Annotated in this window: 23 protein-coding genes; 15 read left to right on the top strand and 8 right to left on the bottom strand. The window is 63.1% G+C overall.

The window, feature by feature from the left end:
• Nucleotides 1-62 precede the first annotated feature (62 nt).
• Entirely contained in the window at nt 63-1,001 is a 939-nt protein-coding gene (locus H2509_RS03460; protein ID WP_182162508.1) for a LysR family transcriptional regulator, read from the top strand.
• Between the two features lie 7 nt (nt 1,002-1,008).
• Here the strand turns inward: H2509_RS03460 and H2509_RS03455 are convergent, their stop codons facing one another.
• The 4 genes from H2509_RS03455 to hemP form a co-directional block, all read right to left on the bottom strand.
• The gene (locus H2509_RS03455; protein ID WP_182162335.1) at nt 1,009-1,809 is read right to left on the bottom strand and encodes a heme ABC transporter ATP-binding protein; all 801 of its coding nucleotides are present in this window, start codon (nt 1,807-1,809) and stop codon (nt 1,009-1,011) included.
• 10 nt (nt 1,810-1,819) lie between these two features.
• Nucleotides 1,820-2,920 carry a FecCD family ABC transporter permease gene (locus H2509_RS03450; protein ID WP_182162333.1) on the bottom strand — a complete coding sequence of 367 codons (1,101 nt, stop codon included), beginning with the start codon at nt 2,918-2,920 and terminating at the stop codon, nt 1,820-1,822.
• On the bottom strand, nt 2,913-3,692 hold the full coding sequence (locus H2509_RS03445; RefSeq protein ID WP_328804963.1) for a heme/hemin ABC transporter substrate-binding protein: 780 nt from the start codon (nt 3,690-3,692) through the stop codon (nt 2,913-2,915). The genes H2509_RS03450 and H2509_RS03445 overlap by 8 nt, the downstream gene beginning before the upstream one ends.
• 119 nt (nt 3,693-3,811) lie before the next feature.
• Nucleotides 3,812-3,997 carry a hemin uptake protein HemP gene (gene hemP / locus H2509_RS03440; protein ID WP_182162329.1) on the bottom strand — a complete coding sequence of 62 codons (186 nt, stop codon included), beginning with the start codon at nt 3,995-3,997 and terminating at the stop codon, nt 3,812-3,814.
• A gap of 269 nt (nt 3,998-4,266) precedes the next feature.
• Here hemP and H2509_RS03435 point away from each other — a divergent pair, with 269 nt between their 5' ends.
• Genes H2509_RS03435 through H2509_RS03410 form a run of 6 tightly spaced genes read left to right on the top strand, consistent with a single transcriptional unit; the run spans nt 4,267 to nt 9,015 of the window.
• Entirely contained in the window at nt 4,267-6,279 is a 2,013-nt protein-coding gene (locus H2509_RS03435) for a TonB-dependent hemoglobin/transferrin/lactoferrin family receptor (RefSeq protein WP_182162327.1), read from the top strand.
• Between the two features lie 43 nt (nt 6,280-6,322).
• Nucleotides 6,323-7,042, top strand: coding sequence for a MotA/TolQ/ExbB proton channel family protein (locus H2509_RS03430; RefSeq protein WP_182162325.1), 720 nt, complete (start codon nt 6,323-6,325; stop codon nt 7,040-7,042).
• Nucleotides 7,032-7,412: an ExbD/TolR family protein gene (locus H2509_RS03425; RefSeq protein ID WP_182162323.1), complete on the top strand. Its 381-nt coding sequence runs from the start codon at nt 7,032-7,034 to the stop codon at nt 7,410-7,412. The genes H2509_RS03430 and H2509_RS03425 overlap by 11 nt, the downstream gene beginning before the upstream one ends.
• A gap of 3 nt (nt 7,413-7,415) precedes the next feature.
• Nucleotides 7,416-7,814 carry an ExbD/TolR family protein gene (locus H2509_RS03420; RefSeq protein ID WP_182162321.1) on the top strand — a complete coding sequence of 133 codons (399 nt, stop codon included), beginning with the start codon at nt 7,416-7,418 and terminating at the stop codon, nt 7,812-7,814.
• The gene (locus H2509_RS03415; protein WP_182162319.1) at nt 7,811-8,653 is read left to right on the top strand and encodes an energy transducer TonB; all 843 of its coding nucleotides are present in this window, start codon (nt 7,811-7,813) and stop codon (nt 8,651-8,653) included. The genes H2509_RS03420 and H2509_RS03415 overlap by 4 nt, the downstream gene beginning before the upstream one ends.
• A gap of 47 nt (nt 8,654-8,700) precedes the next feature.
• Nucleotides 8,701-9,015: an antibiotic biosynthesis monooxygenase family protein gene (locus H2509_RS03410; protein WP_182162317.1), complete on the top strand. Its 315-nt coding sequence runs from the start codon at nt 8,701-8,703 to the stop codon at nt 9,013-9,015.
• Between the two features lie 52 nt (nt 9,016-9,067).
• Here H2509_RS03410 and H2509_RS03405 read toward each other — a convergent pair whose 3' ends face one another.
• Nucleotides 9,068-9,616: a cytochrome b gene (locus H2509_RS03405; protein WP_182162315.1), complete on the bottom strand. Its 549-nt coding sequence runs from the start codon at nt 9,614-9,616 to the stop codon at nt 9,068-9,070.
• 120 nt (nt 9,617-9,736) lie between these two features.
• A complete protein-coding gene (locus H2509_RS03400) occupies nt 9,737-10,642 on the bottom strand; it encodes a LysR family transcriptional regulator (RefSeq protein WP_182162313.1) in 906 nt (301 codons plus the stop codon).
• 95 nt (nt 10,643-10,737) lie between these two features.
• Between H2509_RS03400 and H2509_RS03395 the strand changes: the two genes are divergently transcribed.
• Complete coding sequence (locus H2509_RS03395) at nt 10,738-11,745, top strand: NAD(P)H-dependent flavin oxidoreductase (protein WP_182162311.1); 1,008 nt, start codon at nt 10,738-10,740, stop codon at nt 11,743-11,745.
• Between the two features lie 97 nt (nt 11,746-11,842).
• Here the strand turns inward: H2509_RS03395 and H2509_RS03390 are convergent, their stop codons facing one another.
• Nucleotides 11,843-12,442, bottom strand: coding sequence for an MliC family protein (locus H2509_RS03390; protein WP_209001774.1), 600 nt, complete (start codon nt 12,440-12,442; stop codon nt 11,843-11,845).
• Nucleotides 12,443-12,847: 405 nt separating this feature from the next.
• Here H2509_RS03390 and H2509_RS03385 point away from each other — a divergent pair, with 405 nt between their 5' ends.
• Nucleotides 12,848-13,150 carry a hypothetical protein gene (locus tag H2509_RS03385; RefSeq protein WP_235974660.1) on the top strand — a complete coding sequence of 101 codons (303 nt, stop codon included), beginning with the start codon at nt 12,848-12,850 and terminating at the stop codon, nt 13,148-13,150.
• Between the two features lie 10 nt (nt 13,151-13,160).
• Here the strand turns inward: H2509_RS03385 and H2509_RS03380 are convergent, their stop codons facing one another.
• Complete coding sequence (locus tag H2509_RS03380; protein ID WP_182162307.1) at nt 13,161-13,931, bottom strand: hypothetical protein; 771 nt, start codon at nt 13,929-13,931, stop codon at nt 13,161-13,163.
• Nucleotides 13,932-14,257: 326 nt separating this feature from the next.
• Here H2509_RS03380 and H2509_RS03375 point away from each other — a divergent pair, with 326 nt between their 5' ends.
• The 6 genes from H2509_RS03375 to H2509_RS03350 form a co-directional block, all read left to right on the top strand.
• The gene (locus tag H2509_RS03375; protein ID WP_182162305.1) at nt 14,258-16,615 is read left to right on the top strand and encodes a multiheme c-type cytochrome; all 2,358 of its coding nucleotides are present in this window, start codon (nt 14,258-14,260) and stop codon (nt 16,613-16,615) included.
• Between the two features lie 357 nt (nt 16,616-16,972).
• A complete protein-coding gene (locus H2509_RS03370; protein WP_408022660.1) occupies nt 16,973-17,509 on the top strand; it encodes a hypothetical protein in 537 nt (178 codons plus the stop codon).
• A gap of 105 nt (nt 17,510-17,614) precedes the next feature.
• The gene (locus H2509_RS03365) at nt 17,615-19,066 is read left to right on the top strand and encodes a DUF1254 domain-containing protein (RefSeq protein WP_182162303.1); all 1,452 of its coding nucleotides are present in this window, start codon (nt 17,615-17,617) and stop codon (nt 19,064-19,066) included.
• Between the two features lie 59 nt (nt 19,067-19,125).
• Nucleotides 19,126-19,395 (top strand): hypothetical protein, encoded by a 270-nt coding sequence (locus H2509_RS03360; RefSeq protein ID WP_182162301.1) that lies wholly within the window; start codon nt 19,126-19,128, stop codon nt 19,393-19,395.
• A 174-nt stretch (nt 19,396-19,569) separates the two neighbouring features.
• Nucleotides 19,570-22,080: a sulfatase-like hydrolase/transferase gene (locus H2509_RS03355; RefSeq protein ID WP_182162299.1), complete on the top strand. Its 2,511-nt coding sequence runs from the start codon at nt 19,570-19,572 to the stop codon at nt 22,078-22,080.
• Nucleotides 22,081-22,330: 250 nt separating this feature from the next.
• The coding region (locus tag H2509_RS03350) for a cadherin-like domain-containing protein (protein WP_182162297.1) at nt 22,331-23,487 on the top strand (1,157 nt) is incomplete at its 3' end.

The following is a 23,487-nucleotide window of genomic DNA, read 5'->3' as shown; positions in this document are numbered from 1 at the left end:
CTGTCACATGCGGTTCAATTGAGTAGATTGACAATCTGCATATCAAAACTGGTAAGTCCGTGATGCTTGTGCACGCCAATCGCCTGCAACTTAAAGACTTCCGCCTGATCCTTGCGATCCGCGATACCGGGCAGCTCGCGCTGGCGGCGGCTCAACTGGCGATGACGCAACCGGCCGCTTCCCGCATGCTTGCCGGTATCGAACAGGCCATCGGCGCTCCGGTCTTCCATCGGCATCCCAAAGGCATGACGCCGACGCCAATTGGCGAGATCATCGCCCGCAACGCCGTGGGCCTGCTGAACAATCTCGATCGCACATTGGGCGAAGTGCATGCCGTCGGGCTCGGTCGCGCCGGCTCAGCCCGGGTCGGTGCCGTGACCGGCAGCGCCGTCGCGTTTGTCGTTCCGGCGATCCAGCAGTTGAAGAAGACGGCCGCAAAGGCCGACATTCATGTCGACGTCGCGCCGAGCGACGCGCTGATCGCCGGACTTCTCAAAGGCGAGTACGACTTCGTCCTGTCTCGCATTCCCGCTGGCACGGACGCCCGGCAGTTCAATATTCGACGCGGGCGCGTGGAAGTGGTCCGGTTCCTTGTTCGCGAAAGCCATCCGCTTGCGGGCCAAAAGCTCTCGAGCCTCGGGGATCTTGCCGGTTTCGAATGGGTGATCCAGGCACCGCATACGCCCATGCGGCAGGCAGTGGAGGAGGCCTTCGTCACGCGTGCGATCCCGCTCCCCGACGAAATCGTCAATACGACCTCGTTGTTGGTGATGATCGCCTATCTGTCGTCTTCCGATGCCATCGGGCCGATATCCCGCGAAGTCGGCGAACTTCTTGGACCGAAAGGCATTGAAAGCGGGCTGGTCGCGCTCGAACTCGACGAGCCGATCATCGTCAATCCCTATCACCTCATATCGCGGAAGAACCACGTCATGAGCCCCTTGGCACAGCATCTGCGCGAGCTGGTCGTCGCGACGATGGCGGGTGAAGGTGGCGAGTGAAGGATTGCTAGAGGCGCGCCGTTGCCACCGCTGAGGAATGGTCTGGAGCCGAGATCGATGCCGCCATGCGAGCCAGGTGAGCGTCGGAAAGCCGGAAGACCTGCTTGAGCATATCCGCCTTCAGCGTGATAGCAGGTTCACCGCTGGAGTGGAGCCTGCCGTTCTCCAGTACGATCAATTTGTCCGCGTAGGTTCTTGCGATTGCGAGATCGTGCAGGATTGCGATGGCCGCCCCGCCACGCTTTGCGAAATCGGCGGCGATCTCCAGGACGTCGAACTGATGGCGGATATCGAGGCTCGAAGTCGGCTCGTCGAGGAAGAGATAGCGCGGCCCGCCGCCTGCAACCGGTCGCCAGACCTGACAGAGAACACGGGCAAGCTGGACGCGCTGGCGTTCGCCGCCCGAGAGCGTCTGGTAGGAGCGGGAACCGTAACCGGCGAGGTCGACACGATGGAGCGCTTCCTCGGCGATCAGACGGCTCCGTGCGCTGTTGGTGCCCGCTCTCGCGAGGCCAAGCTCCACCACTTCCTGCACGGTGAAGGGGAAGGAAAGCAGGGCGCTTTGCGCCATCACCGCGCGAAGAGCCGCAAGTTCGGGTGCCGAGAAGCGCCGGAGATCGCGCCCATTCAAGGTCACGGTTCCCGAGCGGGGTTTGCGCTCTCCGGTAAGGCAGGAGAAGAGCGTCGATTTTCCGGCGCCGTTCGGGCCCACGATCACGGTCAGTTCGCCGGGGCGAATTTCCAGGCTGATATCGGCGAGAAGCTGTCGTCCGCCAGCCGAGTAGTGCAGGTTTCTGGCCACGAGCATGAGACGCTCCCTAGAAATCGAAGACGGCGCGGCGGCGAAGCAGGATCGACAGGAAGACGGGCGCGCCGATAATCGCGGTGACAATTCCGATCGGCAGTTCCGCCGGGGCTACGATCGTGCGGCTGAGGATGTCGGCTCCGACAAGGAGGGCGGCGCCGAGAAGGGCGCAGGCCGGCAAAAGCAGCCGGTGGTCCGGTCCGATCGCCATCCTCAGCATGTGGGGAACGACGATGCCGACGAAGCCTATGGCACCGGCCGCAGCCACCGCGCTGCCGGTCGCCGCCGCCGTCAGCACGATGATCCAGCGCTTCAGCCGCTGCGGATCGAAGCCCAGGTGATAGGCATCCGTTTCTCCAAGAAGCAGGGCGTTCAAGCCGTTGCCGACGAAGGGCAGCGCGGCGAACAGCAAGGCGATGAAGGGCAGAATCGCGATCACTTCCCGCCAGGTGGCGCCGCCAAGGCTGCCCATGCTCCAGAAGGTGAAGTCGCGCAGCTGGTCGTCGGTGCTCCTGAAGATCATGAACCCGGTAAAGGCCCCGGATAGCGCGCCTAACGCGATGCCTGCCAGAAGCATGGCGGTGATGGAGGTTTGGGCGCTCCGCGTTGCGACCGCGTAAAGGAGGATTGTCGTCAGCAGGCCGCCGGCAAAGGCTGCGACCGGCAGCAGGTGGGGGCGCAATGAGGAAGGGATTACCAGGCTGAAACTGCCCGCCAGCACAATCGCCGCCACCGCTGCCAGGGCCGCGCCTGACGAAACGCCGATTAGACCCGGATCGGCGAGCGGGTTACGGAAGAGCCCTTGCATCATCGCACCCGAAACGGCGAGACCGGCGCCGACGAGACAACCGAGCAATGTGCGCGGCAGGCGGATATCATAGACAATAACCGCGTTCCGAAGACCATCGCCTGCAGGATCACCCCTTAGCGACGCGTCAAGAAGAGCCAGCACGTCCGGGAAGGTTACGTCCGACGGCCCGATGACGACCGAGGCGCAAATCGCCAGGGTCAGCAGCGTCAGAAGGAACGGGATTGCAGCGCGGCGGAGAACGGCCCGGCCGAACAACGGCCGCTTCGGAGGATACAGCTCCGATCCGGCGACGGTTTCAGTCATCCGAGGCTCTCAGCTTTTCGGCGAGTTCTCGCAGGGCACCCGGCGTGCGCGGTCCGAAGCCGAGCAGATAGAGGCCGTCCATTGCGATCAGCCGGTCGCTCCTGATGGCGGATGTCAGATGGATGCCGGGAATGGCGCGCACCGCTTGCGTCGGATCATGCTCCTTGCGGCGCATGACGACGATGGCGTCGGGATTGGCCGCAACCAGCGCTTCGCCGCTTACAGGCTTGTAGTTTTCGAAGGACGGGAAGGCATTTTTGCCGCCAGCCAGGCGAATCGCGCTGTCTGCAGCGGTGCCCGCGCCCGAGACGAGCAGCCTGCCGTCGGTCACCGACAGCAGAAACGCGACTTTCGGCCTGTCTGTCTGGCCGGCTCCGGGCGTACTGGCTTGCGCGATTCCGAGCGCGACTTGTGCCGCCAGGTCTTCCGCCCGGGCTTCGACCCCGAGTGCTTTGCCGACGATCCGGATCTTGGCGGCGACACCGGCGGCGGAATGCTGGTCCGGGACTTCGAGGAAGGGGATCGATGAGCTTTTCAGCACATCGATAGCCTGCGGCGGTCCCGCTCCCTCGACGGCGATCACGAGGTCCGGCTTCAGGGAAAGCACGCCTTCAGCGGAAAGAGCGCGCATATATCCGACATTCGGCAGTTCGGCGGCTTCCGCCGGATAGGTGCTCGTGGTGTCGACGGCGACCAGCCGCTTTTCCTGGCCGAGGGCATAGACGATTTCGGTAATGGAACCGCCGATCGAGACGATGCGCGATGGAGGCACATCTGCGGCCGCGAGAGAAGTTGCGTGCAAGGAAAGTGCTAGCAAGGCGATCGCAAAGCGAGCGATTGATGGTCGCCGGGCGAGCGATCGATGGTCTATGAGCGCGAGCATGCCGGGCCTCATTTCGTCAGGATCAGCTTGTTCAGCCGGGTGATCGTCAGCCGGTAGATCGTGCCGTCATGGGCGATGCGGATTTCGCGGCTGCCCTGGAACAGCGCGCGGCTGTCGATGGTCAGCGGCGAAGGGCGGGAAGGAAGGGGCGTGGCCGATGTTCTCGGCGTGGGCGGCGGGGCGGAGCGCACCATGGTCCGGCAATCTCCCATTGTTTTCAGTTAGTTTTTAAGGGTTCTAAATTGCGAGTCATTCGCAACAAATTTCTTGACTCAAATACTCATGTTTTTGTAGGAACGCAACGCCCGGCGACGGACAAACGCATCTTTCGCGGTTTTTCGAAGCGGGCGGGCCTGTTCAGGCCTTCCGAAGAATAAGCAAGCCTCCCTCGCTCCCGCCCCTGACGGGTCTGCCGGTACGGGTCGCCAGCCAGCCTTTCCGTTCAAGAAGAAAGAGACGTGGTATGCGACCTCTCAACAGGCGCGCCGGGCTGCTGCTTGGCGGCGCGGCGATTGCCGGCCTGCCGTTTGCACATGATGCCAGGGCTGAAGACGACAACGCGATTCCGCTCGATACGGTGACGATCAGCGCGACGCGCACGCAAGGTGCTGCCGTCGATGCGCTGGCATCCGAAAGCGTGGTGACCGATGAAGTCGTCAAGCTGCAGGAGGCGAGCCGCATTTCCGACGTGCTGCGGTCGGTGCCGGGCGTGGCGGTGCAGGAAGTCGCCGATTCCCCTGCGGCCGCGATCAATATCCGCGGCCTGCAGGGCTTCGGCCGGGTGGCGGTGACCATTGACGGTGCGCGGCAGAATTTCCAGGCCAGCGGCCACAGTCTCGGCGACGGATCGTTCTTCTTCGAGCCGGAATTCCTCGATACCGCAACCATCGTGCGCGGACCGGTAGCCAATCTCTACGGGTCGGGCGCGATCGGCGGCGTCGTCAGTTTCGAGACCAAGCGGCCGTCCACCTTCCTGGAGGAGGGCCAGAGGTGGGCGCTGGAAAGCTTCAGCCAGTATGACACGAACAACGGTTTCGCGCTGGGACTGACCGGCGCGCGGCGCTTCACCGACACGTTCTCCGCCCTGGGCGGTGTCGTCTATCGCAACAACTGGAACTACGAGGACGGCAATGGCGATCAGGTCTTCAATTCCGGCAATGAAATCGCCGCCGGCCTCCTGAAGGCCGAAGTCGATCCGGGCAACGGTCATTCATTGGTCTTGGGCGCAGTTACCAACTACAGCGAATACAGGTCCGGCGATCCGGCCTCGACGAACTACGACAACGAGGTTGCCGACAACACGCTGACGGCGACCTATCGCTTCCAGTCGCCGGATCATGACTGGCTGGATTTCGCGGTAAGCACCTATTGGACCAATACGGATCTCGATCAGACCTACCTGACCGGCGCACTTGCCGGCAACGACCGCAATTTCCGCATCGATACAGTCGGGTTCGATGTCAACAACACGGCGCGGTTCGACACCGGCATACTTGAGCACGCCCTGACTGTCGGCACGGATGCCTTCTTCGACGATGTGGAAGTGACCGATGCAGTGGGCACGGGCGCGCTCTTCACGCCGAACGGCGAGCGCACCGTCTATGGCGCGTTCGTGCAGGATGCGGTGGGCTATTCGGACTGGCTGGAGGTCATCGGCGCCTTGCGCTTCGATGGCTATGACCTCGACGGCGGCGGCAACTCGTCGTCCGGCCAGCGAGTGTCGCCGAAGATCACGGTCGGCGTCTCGCCTTTCGAGACGACGACCCTGCACGGTATACAGCTCTATTCGACCTATGCGGAAGGCTACCGGGCGCCGTCGATCACCGAAACCCTGATCGCAGGCACGCATCCGTTTCCGGCCTTCGACATCCTGCCCAATCCGGACCTGAGGCCCGAGACGGCGCACACGATCGAGGCCGGCCTGAACGTGAGCCGCGACGACCTGTTCGCCGCCGGCGACCGCCTGCGCATGAAGGCAGCCGTTTTCCGCAACGACGTCGACGATTTCATCGATATCGGCGTGGTGCCGTGTCCGGGCTTCTGCATGCAATACCAGAACATCGCCAATGCGCGGATCGAGGGTGTCGAGCTTGAAATCAACTACGACGCGGGCTGGGCCTTCGTCGGCATCGCGGGCCAGCATCAGCGCGGCGAGGATCGCCAGACCGGCGCCCCGCTCGACAGCATTCCGGCCGACAAGCTGGTGACCACGCTCGGCTTCCGCGCGCTGGAGGACAAGGCGATCTTCGGCATCCAGTGGGAAGCGGTCGCCGCCCAGGACAGGGTAACGGTCACCCCGCCGAGCGATGCCTACAACGTCGTCAATCTCTTCGCCGACTATTCGCCGCGCGACGATCTCACGCTCGGCCTCAACGTCGATAACCTCTTCAACGAGGATTACACGCCCTATCTCGACAGCGATCCGTCGGCGGGGCTTGCGGTGAAGTTCACTTTGCGCACCCGGCTCGGCGGCTGATCGAAGCCGGATCTTCCATCCCGTATCCCAAGGAGAGCTCCGCATGGTCGAGGAGATCCTGCCTCTTGTGGACCTGTCGCTGCGGCCGCTGATCGATCTGGCCAGGACAGGCGGTCCGGTGGTTATCCTGCTCGGCAGCCTGTCGGTCGTCTCGGTGGCGCTTGCGCTTGCCAAGCTCGTTCACTTCCGGCTGGCGGGCGTGGGACGTCACGGCCGCGCCCGTACGGCACTGCGGTCCGCTCTCGACGGCGACGTGGATGGGGCCGCGAGAAAGGTTGCGGCGGACAGGTCGATGCTGGGCGGGCTGCTGCGAGGCCTGATCGCGGCGTCGGAGCCGGGTCGCGGCGCGGAAGTCCTCCTTCGCGAAGATGTCGAACGCATCTGCGTCAACCGGCTAAGCGGCCTGCGCTCATATCTGCGCGCTCTCGACATGATCGCGCAGACGGCGCCGCTGATCGGATTGTTCGGCACGGTGCTCGGCATGATCGAGGCGTTCCGCGCCATGCAGCAGGCGGGCACGGAGGTGGACTCCTCCGTGCTCGCCGGCGGTATCTGGGTGGCGCTGCTGACGACCGCCGTCGGCCTGGCGGTGGCGATCCCGACATCGGCTTTCGTCGGCTGGTGCGACGGGCGGATCGAGCGTGAACAGCTGGCGATGGAAGATCTGGCGACCGCCTTATTCACCGGCATGCGGGCCGAACGGCGCACGCCGGAAAAGGTTGTGGCAATCGGCGGACAGGGCGGCAAGCGCCATGCGTCTTGAGCGATTGCCGGCGAAGCGGCGGCCGATCGGCCTCACCTCGCTGATCGACGTGATCTTCCTTCTGCTTCTGTTCTTCATGCTGGCCTCCACTTTCTCCCGCTATCAGGCCGCCCCTTTGTCCGGAACGGGACCCGGCGCGCGAGCCGAGCCGCCGCCGCTGCTGCGCATCCACTCCGCCGCCCGGTTCGAGCTCGATGGCTTGGAACTATCGCCCGAAGACCTTGCTTGGCGCCTGGCGGCGCTGAAGGCGGAAGGACGCCGGACCGTCGCGATCGTCGCGGAAGAAGAGGCGAAGGTGCAGGACATCGTCTCGGTCATGGACCGGGTGTCGGATGTCGGCCTTGCCGGCGTATTGATTGCGGGAGAGTGAAATTTGCGGCTGAAGCCTTTCGAGCGGCGGCAGGGCAGGGAAACCACCATCCCCCTCATCAATGTCGTCTTCCTGATGCTGATCTTTTTCCTTTTCGCCGGCTCGCTGGAAAAGGACGACGCTCGTGGCGTGACCGCGCCAACCTCGTTGACGCAGCGGGACCGAAACACGTCGGATGACGCGCTTGTCGTCGATGCCGCCGGAAATGCCTGGCATGACGGCGAGGAATTGACTGACGAAACGCTGCTGGCGCTTCTCGCCGCGCGGGCCGGGGAAGACAGGCCGTTGAAGATTGCGGCGGACGAGGAGCTTGCCGCCGGAGGCCTGAAAAGCGTGTTGCGGGCAGCGCGACAGGCGGGGGTGGCAAACATCGTGCTGCTGACCCGCAAGGCGACGCCATGAGCGAAGGCAGGCTGGTCGCCCTGTGTTTGGCCCTGTCGGCAGTCGCGCATCTCGTCGCATTTTCAGGCGTGGCCGTTCCACCCGCTGTCGCGGAACGCAGCGCCGTGCAGGGAGGCGAGGTCGCGATCGCGGGTTCCCTCGCCGATCTGGTGGAAGGCGGGACGGAGGAGGTGCGTGAAGAGAAGGCCGCAGCGCCCGTGTCTGAGCCCCCGCGATCGGCGGCCGCGCCGGTGGAAGCGTCGTCGTCCGGGCCCGTTCCGCCCAGGCAGGAGCTTCCTACAGTGAAAGCGCCTGCTGAATTGCAGCAACCGGCGAGCGGTCAGGCGGCCCTGCCGGAACCTGTCCGGCTTGTCGAAGCGCGGCCGACGGCGAAGCCGAAGCTGCCGAAATCGCCGCGCAAGGAAAAGCCAGGCACGGAAAAGCCAAGGGACGCCAGGCGAAAGGGAGGCGATATCGCATCCCGCAAGGGCGCAGAGACAAAAACCGCCGAAGTGGCGACAGCCACGGAAGCAGGGCGCGCGGAGGCGACCGGCAGCGATGGCGGTCAGGCCGCCTTTTCGAATTATCAGGGCCAGGTATTGCGGAAGTTGCAGCGCGCAAAACGCAAGCTTCCAAGCCCGCGTTCCCGTCGCGACGGCGGCACCGTGCATCTGAGGTTCACCATCCTGCGCGACGGTTCCGTCATGACGGCGAAAGTCGCGCGTTCCTCAGGCCATGCGGCGCTGGATGAAGCCGCTCTGGCACTCATTCGCCGGGCGGCGCCCATGCCGGGCGTGCCTGGCGAGATCACCAGGGTACCGCTGACCTTCACGGTGCCCGTTCATTTTGAAAGCAACTAGGTCAGGACCCCAGGGGCGAAAGCCCGAACAGCGAAAAGGACCAACTGATGTATATCGCAATGAACCGTTTCAAGGTGAAATCGGGCTCGGAGGAGCAGTTCGAAACGGCCTGGAGGACGCGCGACCGCTATTTGAAGGAGGTGCCGGGATTCGTTGAGTTCCACCTGCTCAAGGGGCCGGAGGCGGAGGATCATACGCTCTATGCCTCGCATACGATCTGGCAGAGCTACGATCACTTCCTGGACTGGACGAAGTCAGACCACTTCAAGAACGCGCACAAGAATGCCGGCCAGAACAAGCCGCTCTATCTCGGAGGCCCGCAGTTCGAAGGCTTCCAGATCGTGCTGACCGAAGGCCACTGAAACAAAACCGGTTACGGCAGCAGCCGGGGGCTGCTGCCGTAACCGGCTGATTTCAAAGCTCGATGCGCTTGCCCATCAGGCGAAACACGGCGTCGTCCTTCAGCACGATCTGATGCTTGTAGGCGCCGAACAGATGCAGCAGGAAGCCGAGCGTGAAGGCGGTCACGCCCATCCAGAACAGGATGGTCAGCAGCAGGGACGCGGTCTCCCCCTGCGCCCAGATGGACGGGAAGGCGAGGCCGAAGACGACATAGGGCAGGCCGCTTGCCGAGAGCGCGGCCCACAGGATCAGCGGCAGGACGACACCTGCGACGAGAAGGCCGAAAGCCACGCAGCGACCGACGATCACCTCGACGGGCTTCGCGCCGCCAAGCGGCATGGGGTGGTAATGTTTCAGCCGCCAGTAGATGCGGAACGAGAAGAGCAGCAGGCTCAGAAAGCTGAGCGTGGTTACGGTTGCCAGCTCTTCCGGCGTTGGCGATCCGCTTCCGGCGAAAGTCACAAGCGCCAGAAGAAGAAAGCCCGGCAGAAGCAGTGCTCCGGTCCAGTGGCAGATGATGGTTACAACGCCAAACGCCAGTCCGGTATCCTTGATCTGCATTTTCTCTACTCGTTCAGGAAGACAATCTCCAAAATTCTACCGAACGATGCGTGGGAATATAGACAGCAATAAAAGAACGGTCCCATCGCAGAAACCGAACGAGCCGTTTGGCCCCTGTCATCAGGCCGGGCGCCGTTGCCCGAAATCGGGCGTGATGATCTCCGGCGTCGTCCGGGCGCGGCAGACGAGATCGATGAAAGCGTCCGTTGCGCCGTTGGCGGGAGCGGTGGCGTTGCGGACCGCATAGGTGTCGATGAAGCGGTCCGGGTCGTTCAATGCATGAATGTTGACGATCGGGCGATGGCGGCTGCTTTCTACGACCGAGCGCGGCAGCAGCGTGGCGCCGACGCCGGACGCGACGCAGCCGAGAATGCCCTCCAGCGTGCCCAGCTCGATCACGTCATTGGGCGCAAGGCCCGATTTCCGCATCCAGCCCTGCGCATAGGTGCGATAGGAGCAGCCCGGCTTGAAGACGATGAGCGGCATGGAGCCGACCGCGCCCGGATGGGAAATGCTCTTGTCGGTAACGAGCACCATCTCTTCCGAAAAGGCGATTTCGGCATCGAGGTCCGGGTGACGGAACTGGCCGCCGATGAAGGCGACATCGATCTTCCGGTCGAGAACGAGCGGGATGAGATCGTCGGTCGGCCCGGAACAGAGCTCCAGCTTGACGGAAGGGTTGGCCGCCCGGAATTCGGCGATGAAGGAGGGCAGGCGGATCGCGAGCGTCGATTCCATGCTGCCGATGCGGATCAGCCTGATCGCGTTCGAGAAATTCCTGACCGAGGCGACGGCCGCGGTTTCGGCGTCGATCACCGCCTGGGCATAGTCGCGGAAGAAGGCGCCGGCCGGGGTCAGCATCATGCCGTTGCGGCTTCTGGCGAACAGCTCGACGCCAAGTTCGTCCTCGAGCGCCTTGATGCGCGAGGTCACGTTCGACTGCACGCAGTTCAGCTTCTTGGAAGCGTGGGAGACCGTGCCGAGTTCGGCGACAGTGAGGAAGGTCTTCAGGGCCCGGATTTCCATATCGTTCTCCCGAACAGATGGCACCATTCTAATATCATCACTTTACGGGATTAGCCACCTTCATTTATCTCTATTTGAGATTGGGGGAGACCAACATGAGCACGACATCAAGCGCCGCCCAGTCGGCCGAAGCCCTGGCAAGTCTCTGGACGGCCGATAGCGATCAATACCTGTCGACACGGGCGTCGGAGCTCTGCGGTATCGCCGTTCCCGTGTTTCAGGCGGGCATGGCCGGCCTGTCCGGGCCGAAACTCGTCGCCGAAGTCAGCGAAGCCGGCGGTCTTGGCCATCTCGGCGGATTGCGCGTTCCCTCCAAGGTGCTGCGCCGCTGGATCCAGGAAACCCGGGACCTGACGGACAAGCCCTTCGGCGTCAATCTGGTGCCGCAATATGGCGGGCCGGAAGTCTTCGAGGCCTCCTTCAAGGTCGTGCTGGAAGAAAAGCCGAAGGTGCTTTCGCTCTTCTACGGCGACTTCGAGGATACGATCCCGCGGGCCAGGGATGCCGGCATCGTGACGGCGGTGCAGGTCGGCTCCGTCAAGGAGGCGCGCAAGGCCGTCAAGGACGGCGCCGACATGATCATCGCGCAAGGCATTGAATCCGGTGGCCATATCCGTGGCCGCGTGGGGCTGATGGCGCTGTTGCCTGCCGTTGTGGACATCGCCGAAGGCCGGCCCGTGATCGCCGCGGGCGCAATCAGCGACAGCCGGGCGGTGCGCGCGATACGCTGCCTGGGGGCGGAAGGGATCTGGTGCGGCACGATCTTCCTGACCTGCAAGGAATGCGACACGCACGATGCCTACAAGCAGAAGCTGGTCGGTGCGGGCACGGACGATCCCAAGTTCAAGACCGGCTATTCCTACGGCTGGAAATACGGCACGCCGCACCGGGCCATCACGGGGGCCGGCGGCTGGAACCTGCTGCGCTTCATGGGCGGCGGCATCCGCCAGGTCGACAACGGCAAGATGGCCGACAAGCTGAGCCTCTATGCGGGCCAGGGCGTGGGTCTCGTCAACGAGATCACCACCGCGCGGGAGGTCGTCGCCAAGCTCGCGGAGGGCTTCCGCAAGGGATCGAATATCGACCAGGCCTACGGGCTCTAGATGCACTCTCGTCTATGTTCTGATAACCAGAGGGCAAGACGACCAGATGTTCTATTTTCCAGATGATAACGAAGCGGCGGTCGCACGCACGCCATCGTCACTGCTGCCTGACCACGCAGGAGAAGGAATTCCCCTGTGGCCATTCGACGAGCGCCTCGTCGCCCTTGGTCCAGAATACGATGCCGAACGTCCCTTCATACCGGGAACCGGATGCGGAAGGGGACAGGACGCCGATTTCCACGGCATCGCCCCGCTCCAGCCGGACGGAGGGGAGGCTGCCGCTCACAAATGTCGCGACGATCTCATTCGCCGGATCGTTCTCGCATTCGTAGAAGACGGGGTCTGAGGCGTCGGCCAGAAAATAGCGGGCTTCCAGAAAGGCGATCCGTCTTTCATAGCTATCCCAAACACAGGCCTGCCTGTCGGTGGCCTTCCAGCAGTCGTTGCGGCCCTTGATCCAGCCGCGCTGCTCGGCCTTGAGGCGGTTCGTCGCTTCCTCCTGGTCGGCGGCGCCGTCAAGGGCCGCGACGGCGGCCGTGAAGGTTTCCGCCATCATTGCGTCGAGGCCAGCGAGCCTTTCGTCGGAACAGACGAGGGTCTCGATCTCGCTGTCGGTCCTGGCGCAATCGAAGCTTGGCGTCGTCGTTTGGGCGTTGACCGGCGGTGCGCCGGGCCCCTTCGACGCGGCTACGAACAAGACCGCAACGCCAAGAATTAGAAGCCGAAAGCCTGCTGAATTCATTTGAAGAACCTCACGACGTTCCGGACGGCGCGATGGGACCAGGGCAGGGCGGCGATCCCGGCAAGCCCGTTGCAAGGATATGCTCCAGGTAAGGCATGCGAGGATTTCGCTCGGCCACAGGTCAAACCTCCCGGGAGCGCATTCGCGGAAAGCATATCCTGCAGATTGCACGCGGGACGCCGGGAATTGATCAGGTCATTTGCCGGATATCGGATGCCAGGTGCAAGTCGGCAGGCGAATTGAATAAATGATACCTTGCGGAAATTATCGATCAAGATTGGAGGAAAAACTTCTACGGGTGCCTGCCTACCTTTGTGATAGGCTTCATCAAATCAGCTTCGAGCAATGCATGAGGGTGCTATGAAGACGGTGAAGGTCAGGTCTGCAATGGTTCGGGTCCTGGTGCTCGCGGGCGTGGCGGCAAGCATGCCGGTCCTGCCTCTTGCGGCCGCGACACTGGTCGGCGACCAGGAAAACCCGAAGGACCTCATTGCCGCGCAGGTGCGCGAGCAGGGACACACCTGCGAAGCGCCGAAGAGCGCCGAGCGGGACGAAAGCCAGTCCGGCCCCGACAGCGAGGTGTGGACGCTCGAATGCGAGAATGCATCCTATCGCGTCAGGCTGGTGCCCGACATGGCTGCGGATATCGAGCAGATAAACTGACTGACCTTGCCTAAAAATGGATGCCGATGCTCAGGAACGGCCCGTGCAAGGTGGTTTCGTATTCGAACCTGTTCGCTCCGCTGCCTGACTCGTAGTCCGTGTAGAGAGCCCGGTAGCCAAAAGCGGTCGAAACCGTGTCCGTCCAGTTGTAGCCGACGGTCAGGAAACCCTGTGTGGTGAACTGGGAACCGACGCCAAAACCGCCGACATCGGCGATCGCGTTCACGAACCAGCGATCGTTTATGTCGTAGTGCAAAAGGAAGCCCACGACCGGGTCGACCCAGTCCTCGGTTATGTCCGTCTCGACGCTGATGGGAAAGACACCGGATTTCAGGGTCGTCTCTGTCGTCAGGCGCTGGTAGCGCACGCCCGCGGTGACGCTGAGGTCCAGGTCGGGATGGCCCAGCGGGAGTTCGTAGCCGCCGACGGCCGAGGCAATCAGCAGCGTCTGGCTCAATTTCAGCGTCGGCGAATTCGCGACATTCAGCGTCGTGCGGGTCGATAGATCGGAATAGACGAGATCGGCGAGAAAGAGCCAATCGCCATTCTTTGCGAGAAAGGCGCCCATCACCGCGGCATCCAGGTCCTCAAGGATATCCGCAAAGCTGATGTCGACGTCGGCATCGGGAAGATTGCCGATGCCGACTGTGCCGGTAAGGGCCGTTGCCCAGAGATAGAGCGTTGCCTGGAATTCCCAGCCGGACTCGATCAGCGGCTTTTCCTCAGTCGGTTGAGCGGAGGCGCCATAGTCGGCGGCATCGGCTTCAGCCGCGAAGAGCATCGCGGCGAATACCGCAACCAGAGCGGATCGAAGAAAGGATCGCAAAATCTCGTGGCTGGGAAATTGAGGCATTTGGCGCGCACCTAACCTAGAAGGAAATGAAACTCTACGTTTAGCGCGATGTTCTTCCAAGAATGCGATCTGCCGCCGGGGAGGCTTTCATCGAAGGTAGACAGGCGGCGTTTGTCGAAAATATTGAAGAAGAATAAGGGGTTCCGGCTTTTCGCGGAATGGATTCCGTGATTTGCTGGAACAAACGTTCTTTGCAGATGTGTCTATTTGGTTACAGATGAGAATCGTTCGGATTTGACCCGGAGCGCGATCAAATGCGGGTTTTTGCCAGTTCTATCTCTGCGGCAGCACTCGTATTTGCAACCGTCCTGGCGCTCGGTCAGCTGTTCGGCCCCGGCCTTGCCGAGGGAACGGGCGGCGGAGAAAAAGCCGGCGTCTCGACTCCCGATCGTGCGGCCACTGAGCATGCAAGCTATGTGGGCGCCGAAACATGTGCGGCCTGTCATGCCGAGGAGGGCCGGCTGTGGGAAGGTTCGCATCATGCGCTTGCCATGCAGCATGCGAACGAGGCAACCGTGCTCGGCGATTTCGCGGATCGCGAAGCCACGCACGGTCCCAGCAAGGCGAAATTCTTCCGGCAAGGCGAGCGCTTCATGGTCCGAACCGACGGGCCGGACGGGAAGGACGCCGATTTCGAGGTGAGGTTCACCTTCGGCGTCGAGCCGCTGCAGCAATACCTGGTGGGGCTGCCGAAAGGGCGCCTGCAGGCTCTTCCATTCGCCTGGGACAGCCGGCCGGAAAAAGAGGGCGGCCAGCGCTGGTATTACCTCTATCCCGGCGAGACGATCCTGGCCGGCGACGAGCTGCACTGGACCGGGCTGCAACAGAACTGGAACTACATGTGCGCCGATTGCCACTCCACCAATCTGCGCCGCAACTTCGATCCGAATACGAGAGCCTACTCAACGACCTATTCGGAAATCAATGTCGCCTGCGAAAGCTGCCACGGCCCGGGCTCGGATCATGTTGCCTGGGCGCGGCAGGGCAAAGGCGGAGGCGACGATCCCGCCAGGGGGCTCGTCAACCTGCTCAACGAACGCGATGGCGTGGTCTGGGCGCTCGATCCCGCCACGGGCAACAGCACCCGCAGCCGTCCGCGCGAAATGGCCCGCGAAGTGGAAACCTGCGCCTTTTGTCATGCGCGCCGTGCGGTGTTGCGCGCCGATGCGGATCCCGGCGCTCCAATCGGCGACCGCCATCATGTGATGCTGCTGGAGGACGGCCTCTATTTCCCCGACGGACAGATCCGTGACGAGGTCTATGAATACGGCTCCTTCATCCAGAGCAGGATGTTCGCGGCCGGCGTTACCTGCAGCGATTGCCACGAACCGCATAGCCTGAAGCTCAGGGCGGAGGGCAACGGGGTTTGCCTGCAGTGCCACGCGGCTGAAAAATTCGACGTAGCGACCCATCATCATCACAAGGAAGAATCCATCGGCGCGCAATGCGTCTCCTGCCACATGCCGGAGCGGACCTACATGGTCGTCGACCGCCGCCGCGACCATAGCCTGCGCATCCCGCGCCCCGATTTGAGCGTCGCGCTCTCCACTCCGAATGCCTGTACGAACTGCCATGGCGACAAGCCGGCGCAATGGGCGGCCGAACAGGTAAGAAGCTGGCATCCCGATGGGATTGAAGGCTTCCAGACCTACGCCGAAACGCTTGCGGCCGGCAGCGCGGGTGCGCCGGGCAGTCGCGAGGCGCTGCTGGCTCTCGCCGCCGACGCCGGAACGCCGGCGATCGCCAGGGCGAGCGCGCTCGCGTGGCTCGACCGCATCGTCGATGGGGCAATGCTGGACCGGGTCGAGAAGCTGCTTGCCGATCCGGACCCGCTCGTCCGCCGATCGGCTGTCGGCGCCTATCGGAGCGTGCCGCAGCAATATCTGGAGGATCTTTTGCCTCTGCTCGACGATCCGGTGATGGACGTGCGTCTGGAAGCCGCGCGAGCCCTGGCTACCTTCGATCCAAGCGGTTTCGACGATGGGGTCAGGGTCAAGCGCGAGGCGGGACTTGCCGAGTATATCGCCGCCCAGCGCGCCATTGCCGACCGGCCCGAGGGGCACCACAACCTCGCGGTTCTCTTCGTATCGCTGGGTCAGACGCAAGCGGCTGAAGCAGAACTGATCGAGGCACTTGCCATTGATCGGAACTTCGTGCCGTCGGCGGTTACCCTTGCCGATATCTATCGCGCGACCGGTCGCGACGAAGCCGCGGGCACGTTGCTGAAGGCGCTGGTGCAGCGCGTGCCCGATGCCGCGGCGGCGCACCATGCTCTCGGCCTGTGGTACGTACGGGCCGGAGGGAGGGAAGATGCGCTGGCCTCCTTGGAGCGCGCGGCGGCGCTGGGCAGCGCGGATCCCAATATCGGTTACGTCTATGCCGTGGGCCTGGAAGGCGCCGGAAGGCGCGGGGAGGCGGTCGACCAACTCATGCAGGTACTGTCGGCCCACCCTTATCACCGCGAGAGCCTTTACGCGGCCGCGCTCTACCTGCGTGCCGATGGTCGGGCGGAGGAAGGGGTGAAATTCGCTGAACGCCTGATCGAACTGGAGCCGAGCGCGGCTTTTGCGAAAGATCTGTTGCGGCAGTTATCGGAGAATAAATCGAAATAACATGTATAGTAGATTGCATATTATTGACTATGCAACCACTATATATGACGTATAGTTATAAGATGTTATATTTTTAGAGACTTGGCTTATAAAAAGAGTTATTGTTGCAATGGATTTCAGTGTCAAAGGATGGTGACTCCTTTTTTGCGCGTAAGTTCATGCGCATGCGAATCGAGTTCCAAATAGCGTTACATAACATAAAGCCTGATGGGGAAAGCGATGCTGGTCGACCTCAGGAAATCTATCGCACTGCTTTGTCTGATTAGCGTATCTTCGATAGCATCAGCGCAGAATGCTTCGCCGCCTCAGGAGCACATACCCCTGCAAAAGACAATCGGCCAGGCGAAGACAGAAGTTGTGCCCTCGCTGATCGTGATGAATTCGCAAGGCGCCAGCCTGGACGGCAGCAAGCTGACGCTTACCGGCATTGCCGCCAACTCAATCGTCTTCGCCGACCGCCCGGTGCGCGCCGCCGGTCATGCCCTGACGGAGCATCTCCTGGAGGAATGGAACGTCGGCGACGACAGTTTCGGCAAGGATCCGCCGAATGCCACCGTGTCGGCCTTCAGCAAGGACGGATCGGCGATCCGCGATGCAGTGGTCGTGCTGAAGTCGCCGGTCCTTGAAGGCACCACGCTGACCTTCGATGTCGACGTGCTGGAGGGCAGCCTTGCGGGCGCGGACGGTGCCGCCTCCATCTTCATAGATATCATCGGCAGGCCGCTGACGCCCCTGTCCTATGCCGGCGTCGCTCGCCGTACCGCCCGCCGCGCGGCATGGTACGGAGCCGGGCCGTACTATCACCCCTACGCCCCGTATTATCACCCCTACTACCATCCGTACGCGCCGGTGCGCCCGCTTTGCGGATATCCGCCCTATCCGCCTTGCTATTAAGGCGTCCGCCCCGGGACATTCATTCGCGAAACGGAGCCGGCTTCCGCTTGTGATCGTGCGATGGCGCCTCAGTCGAGTGACTGAACGATGTCGGGAGAATTAGTAATGTTCAAGGTTCCCTTGTCACGCCGTTCGTTTGCCGCTGGCACCGCGGGTCTCCTCGCTTCGGCAGCCATGCCGTATCCCGCCAACGCACTTGACGGGCCCCTGCACGACATTGTGGAGGGCGGCGAGGATCTGTGGCTGGCGCTCGATGCCTACGCCTTTGCCTATCCCCTGGTGACGATGGAAATGACCCGTCGCGTCATTACCAATGTACCGAAGGTCGAGGAAACGCATGGCCCGATGGGGCAATTGATAAAGGTGCGTGAGTATCCGACCGCTTCGTTCCGGGATGTTACCGCTCCGAACGCGGACACGCTCTATACGACGTCCTTCATCGATGTCGGGGACGAGCCCTGGGTGGTCAGCGTGCCCGATCTCGATGGCCGCTATGCCCTGTTCCCGATGCTCGACGGCTGGACGACGGTTTTTGCGGTCCCCGGCAAGCGCACCACGGGAACGGGCGCGCAGACCTGGGCGATCACCGGGCCCGGCTGGAGCGGCACGCTTCCCGACGGGATGACCGAATACAAGTCGCCAACGAGCATCGTATGGCTGCTGGGGCGCATCTACTGCACCGGCACGCCGGAAGACTACGCGGCCGTCCACAAGATCCAGGACGAGATCAAACTGATGCCGCTCAGCAAGTGGGGAGGCGACTGGACGCCGCCGCCCGGGAAGGTCGATCCGGAGATCGACATGAAAACCCCCGTGCGGGATCAGGTGAACGGGCTCGATACGACAAGCTTTTTCTCGTTGTTCTGCGACCTGATGAAGCGAAACCCGCCCGCGGCGGCCGACGCGCCGATGCTGGAGAAACTGGCGAAGATCGGCATCGTGCCTGGTCAGGATTTCGACGCCTCGAAGCTCGATGCCGCCTTTGCCAAGCGCATCCCGCAGCTGGGATTTGCGAAGATAATGCTGCATTTCAAGGCAAGCGGCGGCGATATCAAGAACATCAACGGCTGGGGATTTACCCTCAAGACCGGCCTCTACGGTACCGACTATACCCAACGCGCGCTCATAGCCGCGATAGGCCTTGGCGCCAACAGGCCGCAGGATGCGGTCTATCCGACCTCGACCGGCCCCGGCGGCATTATCCTGAACCGGACCTATCAGGGTACGGAAAAATACACGGTCACTTTCAAGAAGGGACTGCTGCCGCCCGTCCGGGGGTTCTGGTCCCTCACCATGTACGACAAGAATTATTTCTTCGTCGCAAACCCGCTCAATCGTTACTCGATCAGCGAGCGGCAAGACCTCAAGCCCAATCCGGACGGTTCGGTGACGCTGTATTTGCAGCATGCCTCCCCCGGCGCCGACAAGGAATCGAACTGGCTTCCGGCGCCACCAGACAGGTTCATCCTGATGCTGCGGCTGTATTGGCCCGATGAGAACAATCCGTCGATCCTCGACGGTTCCTGGGTCATTCCGCCCGTCGTCAAGGTCAGCTGATCACTTCAGCGAATCTGAGCGGCTTCGATTCCACACTAAGCAACTGGAAAGGAAGGACCATGCCTAAGTTTCCGAATACACTGGTAGCAGCACTTGCGCTTGCTTCTTTCACGCTGGGCGTTCCCGCGATTGCCTACGCGGATTGCTCCGAGGACATCGACAAGGTCGAGAAGGCCGTGGAGCAGGCTTCTGAAAGCGGTATGGACCAGTCGACCGCGGATTCGGTCCGCCAGTTGCTCGATCGGGCGGTCGAACAACGAAGCGCCGGCGACGAGGCGCAGTGCCAGGAACTGATCAACCAGGCCAAAGCCATGGCCAATGTCGAGTGACCGATCTGCCTGACGAAATGGCTGGCCGGGTAGGACATCCGTGCAATCGGCACCATAGCCGGCAATAGATGCGCAAATGTCAGGCCTATCCGACCGGCGAAGTTCGGCGCCGTGACGCATTCCGTCCTGGATCATGCGTCACGGCCCGCGACCATCGAACGGTTGGAGGCCGGAATGAGACGCTGGTGTCTTTACGTTTTGCTGTCGGTCCTGTTTCTCGGCTTCGCCGGCGCGAATCCGGGACGGGCGCAGCAAATAACGGGAACTCCCGGGTCCCCGAGCGCGACGACGACCATTCCCGGCGAGGTGCTGCCGGCCTGGCCGGAGAAATTCCACGGATCGATCGAGCGCAACGCCATGCAATCGACGCCCTACTGGCCGCCGCGCATCGTGCCGCCGGAAGGGGTGCCCAACATCCTTCTCATCATGACGGATGACGTCGGCTTCGGCGCGCCGTCGACCTTCGGCGGCGTGGTCCCGACGCCGGCGCTCGACCGGATCGCCCGGGACGGGCTGCGCTACACCAATTTCCATTCGACTTCGCTGTGTTCGCCGACGCGCGCGGCGCTGATCACGGGCCGCAACCATCATTCCGTCGGCTTCGGCGTCATCGCCGAACAGGCGACGGGCTATCCCGGCTACGACAGCATCATCACCAAGGACAAGGCGACGATCGGCACGATCCTGAGGGACAACGGCTATCGCACGTCGTGGTTCGGCAAGAACCACAACACGCCGTCCTTCCAGGCGAGCCCGATCGGCCCGTTCGATCAATGGCCGGTCGGCATGGGGTTCGAATATTTCTACGGCTTCATGGGCGGCGACACCAACCAGTGGCAGCCCGACAACCTGGCCCGCAACACCACCTATATCTACCCGTTCCAGGGCAACCCGAGCTACAACCTGACGACCGCCATGGCGGACGAGGCGATTTCCTACATGAACCGGGTGAACACGCTGACGCCCGACCAGCCCTTCTTCGTCTATTACGTGCCGGGCGGCACCCACGCGCCCCATCATCCGACGCCGGAATGGATCAAGAAGATCAGCGACATGCATCTCTTCGACGAGGGGTGGAACAAGCTGCGCGAGACGATCTTCGCCAATCAGAAGAAACTCGGCGTCATTCCGCAGGACGCCAAGCTGACGCCCTGGCCGGACGACCTGCTGAAGACCTGGGACGAGCTGACAGCGGACGAAAAGAAGATGTTCATCCGCCAGGTCGACGTCTATGCCGCCTATCTCGCCTATACCGACCACGAGATCGGCCGCGTCATCCAGGCCGTCGAGGACATGGGCAAGCTCGACAACACGCTGATCATCTATATCAGCGGCGACAACGGCGGCAGCGCCGAGGGAACGCTCGTCGGCACGCCGAACGAGGTCGCCATGTTCAACGGCATCGAGGTGCCGGTGGAGGTGCAGCTCAAGGACTTCTACGACGTCTGGGGCTCGGACGAGACCTACAACCACATGGCCGTGGCCTGGTCCTGGGCCTTCGACACGCCCTTCCTGTGGACCAAGCAGATCGCCTCGCATTTCGGCGGCATCCGGCAGGGCGTTGCCATCTCCTGGCCGAAGGTGATCAAGGACAAGGGCGGCATCCGCAACCAGTTCCACCATGTCATCGACATCGTGCCGACCATCCTGGAGGCGACCGGTATCGCGGCGCCGAAGGTCGTCGAGGGCGTGCCGCAGAGCCCGATCGAGGGCGTGAGCATGGCCTACACCTTCGACGCGGCGAATGCGGAGGCGCCGTCAACCCATCGAACGCAATATTTCGAGATGTTCGGCAATTACGCGATCTACCATGACGGCTGGATCGCCAGCGACAAGGTCACCCGGCCTGCCTGGGTCACCTTCGGTCCGGCGAACCCGGACCCGGCCAAAGCCGACTGGGAGCTCTACGACCTGTCGAAGGACTGGACGCAGGCCGACAACGTGGCGGACCAGTATCCGGAAAAGGTCAAGGAGATGGAGGCGATCTTCTGGCAGGAGGCGGCGAAATACCAGGTGATGCCGCTCGACGCCTCGATCGCGTCGCGCCTGATCACGCCGCGGCCGAGCATCACGGCGGGCCGCAGCGAATTCGTCTGGACCGCGCCGCTGACCGGCACGCCGAACGGCGACGCGCCAAGCGTGCTGAACGCCTCCTATACCTTCAAGGCGGAGATCGAGGTGCCGGAGGGCGGCGGCGACGGCATGCTGATCACGCAGGGCGGCCGGTTCGCCGGCTACGGCTTCTACATCCTGAAGGGCAAGCCGGTGTTCCTCTGGAACATGGTCGACCTCGAGCGGATTCGCTGGGAAGGCGAGGACGTGCTGTCGGCCGGCAAGCACGTATTGGAGTTCGAATTCAATTATGACGGACTCGGGATCGGAACGCTGGCCTATAACAGCCTGAGCGGCATCGGGCGCTCCGGCACCGGCGTGCTGAAGGTCGACGGCAAGGCCGTGGCCACCCGGAAGATGGAAAAGACCCTTCCACTGATCCTGGCCTGGGACGAGAACCTCGACGTCGGCTCCGACACCGGAACGCCGGTGGACGATGCCGACTACCAGGTGCCCTTCGCCTTTACCGGCAAGATCGACAGGATCACGCTGACCATCGACCGCCCGAAGCTGTCGGCCGAAGACATCGCCAAGCTCGAAGCGGCGCAGCGCAACAACAAGACCAGCGAATAGGTCTCAAGATTGCGGCTGGGGCACGAGTGGTGTCCCGGCCGCAATCCGCGCTCTTGCGCAGCGGCCGTCCGCGCAAACCATCCCCGAAAAACGTAGTTTAAAAGTGACGAAACGGTTGCGAATCCAGTCGCATTCCGTCCAATCCTGTCTCATCGACTGCAATCTGAAATTGCAGAAAATGCGTTGCCGCCCCTGCCGTGTCGCGAGGGCAGCCCCGATTTCGATCGAGATTTAAGGTGAGGACATTATGATGACGACAGGTGTTGAGACTGCGAGTGCAGCTGAGGCTGCGTCGGTTGAGGGCGGGAACGAACTGCCTGTCGTGACGGGGGTGCCGGTGTTTTCGACGCTGGAGGAGACGGCGCTTGTGGTGAGCGAGGCGGAACTGCTGGCCTTTGCCTCGGACGGCGACGGCGACACGCTGACGGTGGTGGGTCTGGTGGCGCTCGGCGGCCTTGTCTCCAGCAATGGCGACGGCACGTGGACCTTCGTGCCGGATACGAACTTCACCGGCACGGCGGAGCTGCAGTACCAGGTCTACGACGGCACGGACTATGTGTCGGCGCTGGCGACGGTGACGGTTGCGCCGGTGAACGACGCGCCGGTGGTGGGGGTTGCCGCCGGCGGCGGCGAGGCGGGGGTGAACGATCATACGCCGAGCCACCAGAACGCCTCCGCGGTGGCGCGGCTGGACGATGGCGGCTATGTGGTGGTGTGGGCGTCGAACGGCCAGGACGGGTCCGGCTACGGGATTTACGCGCAGCGCTACGACGCGGACGGCACGGCGGCCGGCTCCGAGTTCCGGGTCAATGCGGCGACCGCGAACAGCCAGCGCCAGCCGGCGGTGGCGGCCCTAGCCGGCGGCGGTTTCGTGGTCACCTGGGCGTCGACGGGCGACGGCTCGCTGGAGGGGGTGTACCAGCAGCGCTTCGATGCGGGCGGCGCGGCCCTTGGCGGGCAGGACCTCGTCAACGAGACGATTGCCGGCAGCCAGGACCTTGCCCAGGTGGCGGGGCTTGCCGGCGGCGGCCATGTGGTGGTCTGGCGCTCGGCGCGGGCCGACGGCTCGGGACATGACGTTTACCTGAGGGCCTATGACGCGGCTGGCGCGGCCCTTGGCGGCGAGGCGCTGGTGAGCGGGGGCGTGGCGGGCGAAGGCAACGGGCAGGACCTTCCGGTTCTGGCGGCGCTCAGTGACGGCGGCGTGCTGGTCGCCTGGAGTTCCGCCGACGGCGACGGGGCCGGGGTCTTCGCCCGCCGCTTCGATGCGGCCGGCAACGCGGCCGGCGCGGCGTTCCAGGTCAACAGCCATGACGTGGGCGCGCAGGAGGAGCCGGCGGTGGCCGCCCTTGCGGATGGCGGCTTCGTCATCGCCTGGCGTTCGCTCGGCCAGGACGGGTCGAGCTA

Origin of the sequence: Stappia albiluteola (genome assembly GCF_014050225.1) — a bacterium.
Taxonomy (GTDB): domain Bacteria; phylum Pseudomonadota; class Alphaproteobacteria; order Rhizobiales; family Stappiaceae; genus Hongsoonwoonella; species Hongsoonwoonella albiluteola.
This window is presented reverse-complemented; position numbering and strand designations above follow the sequence as displayed.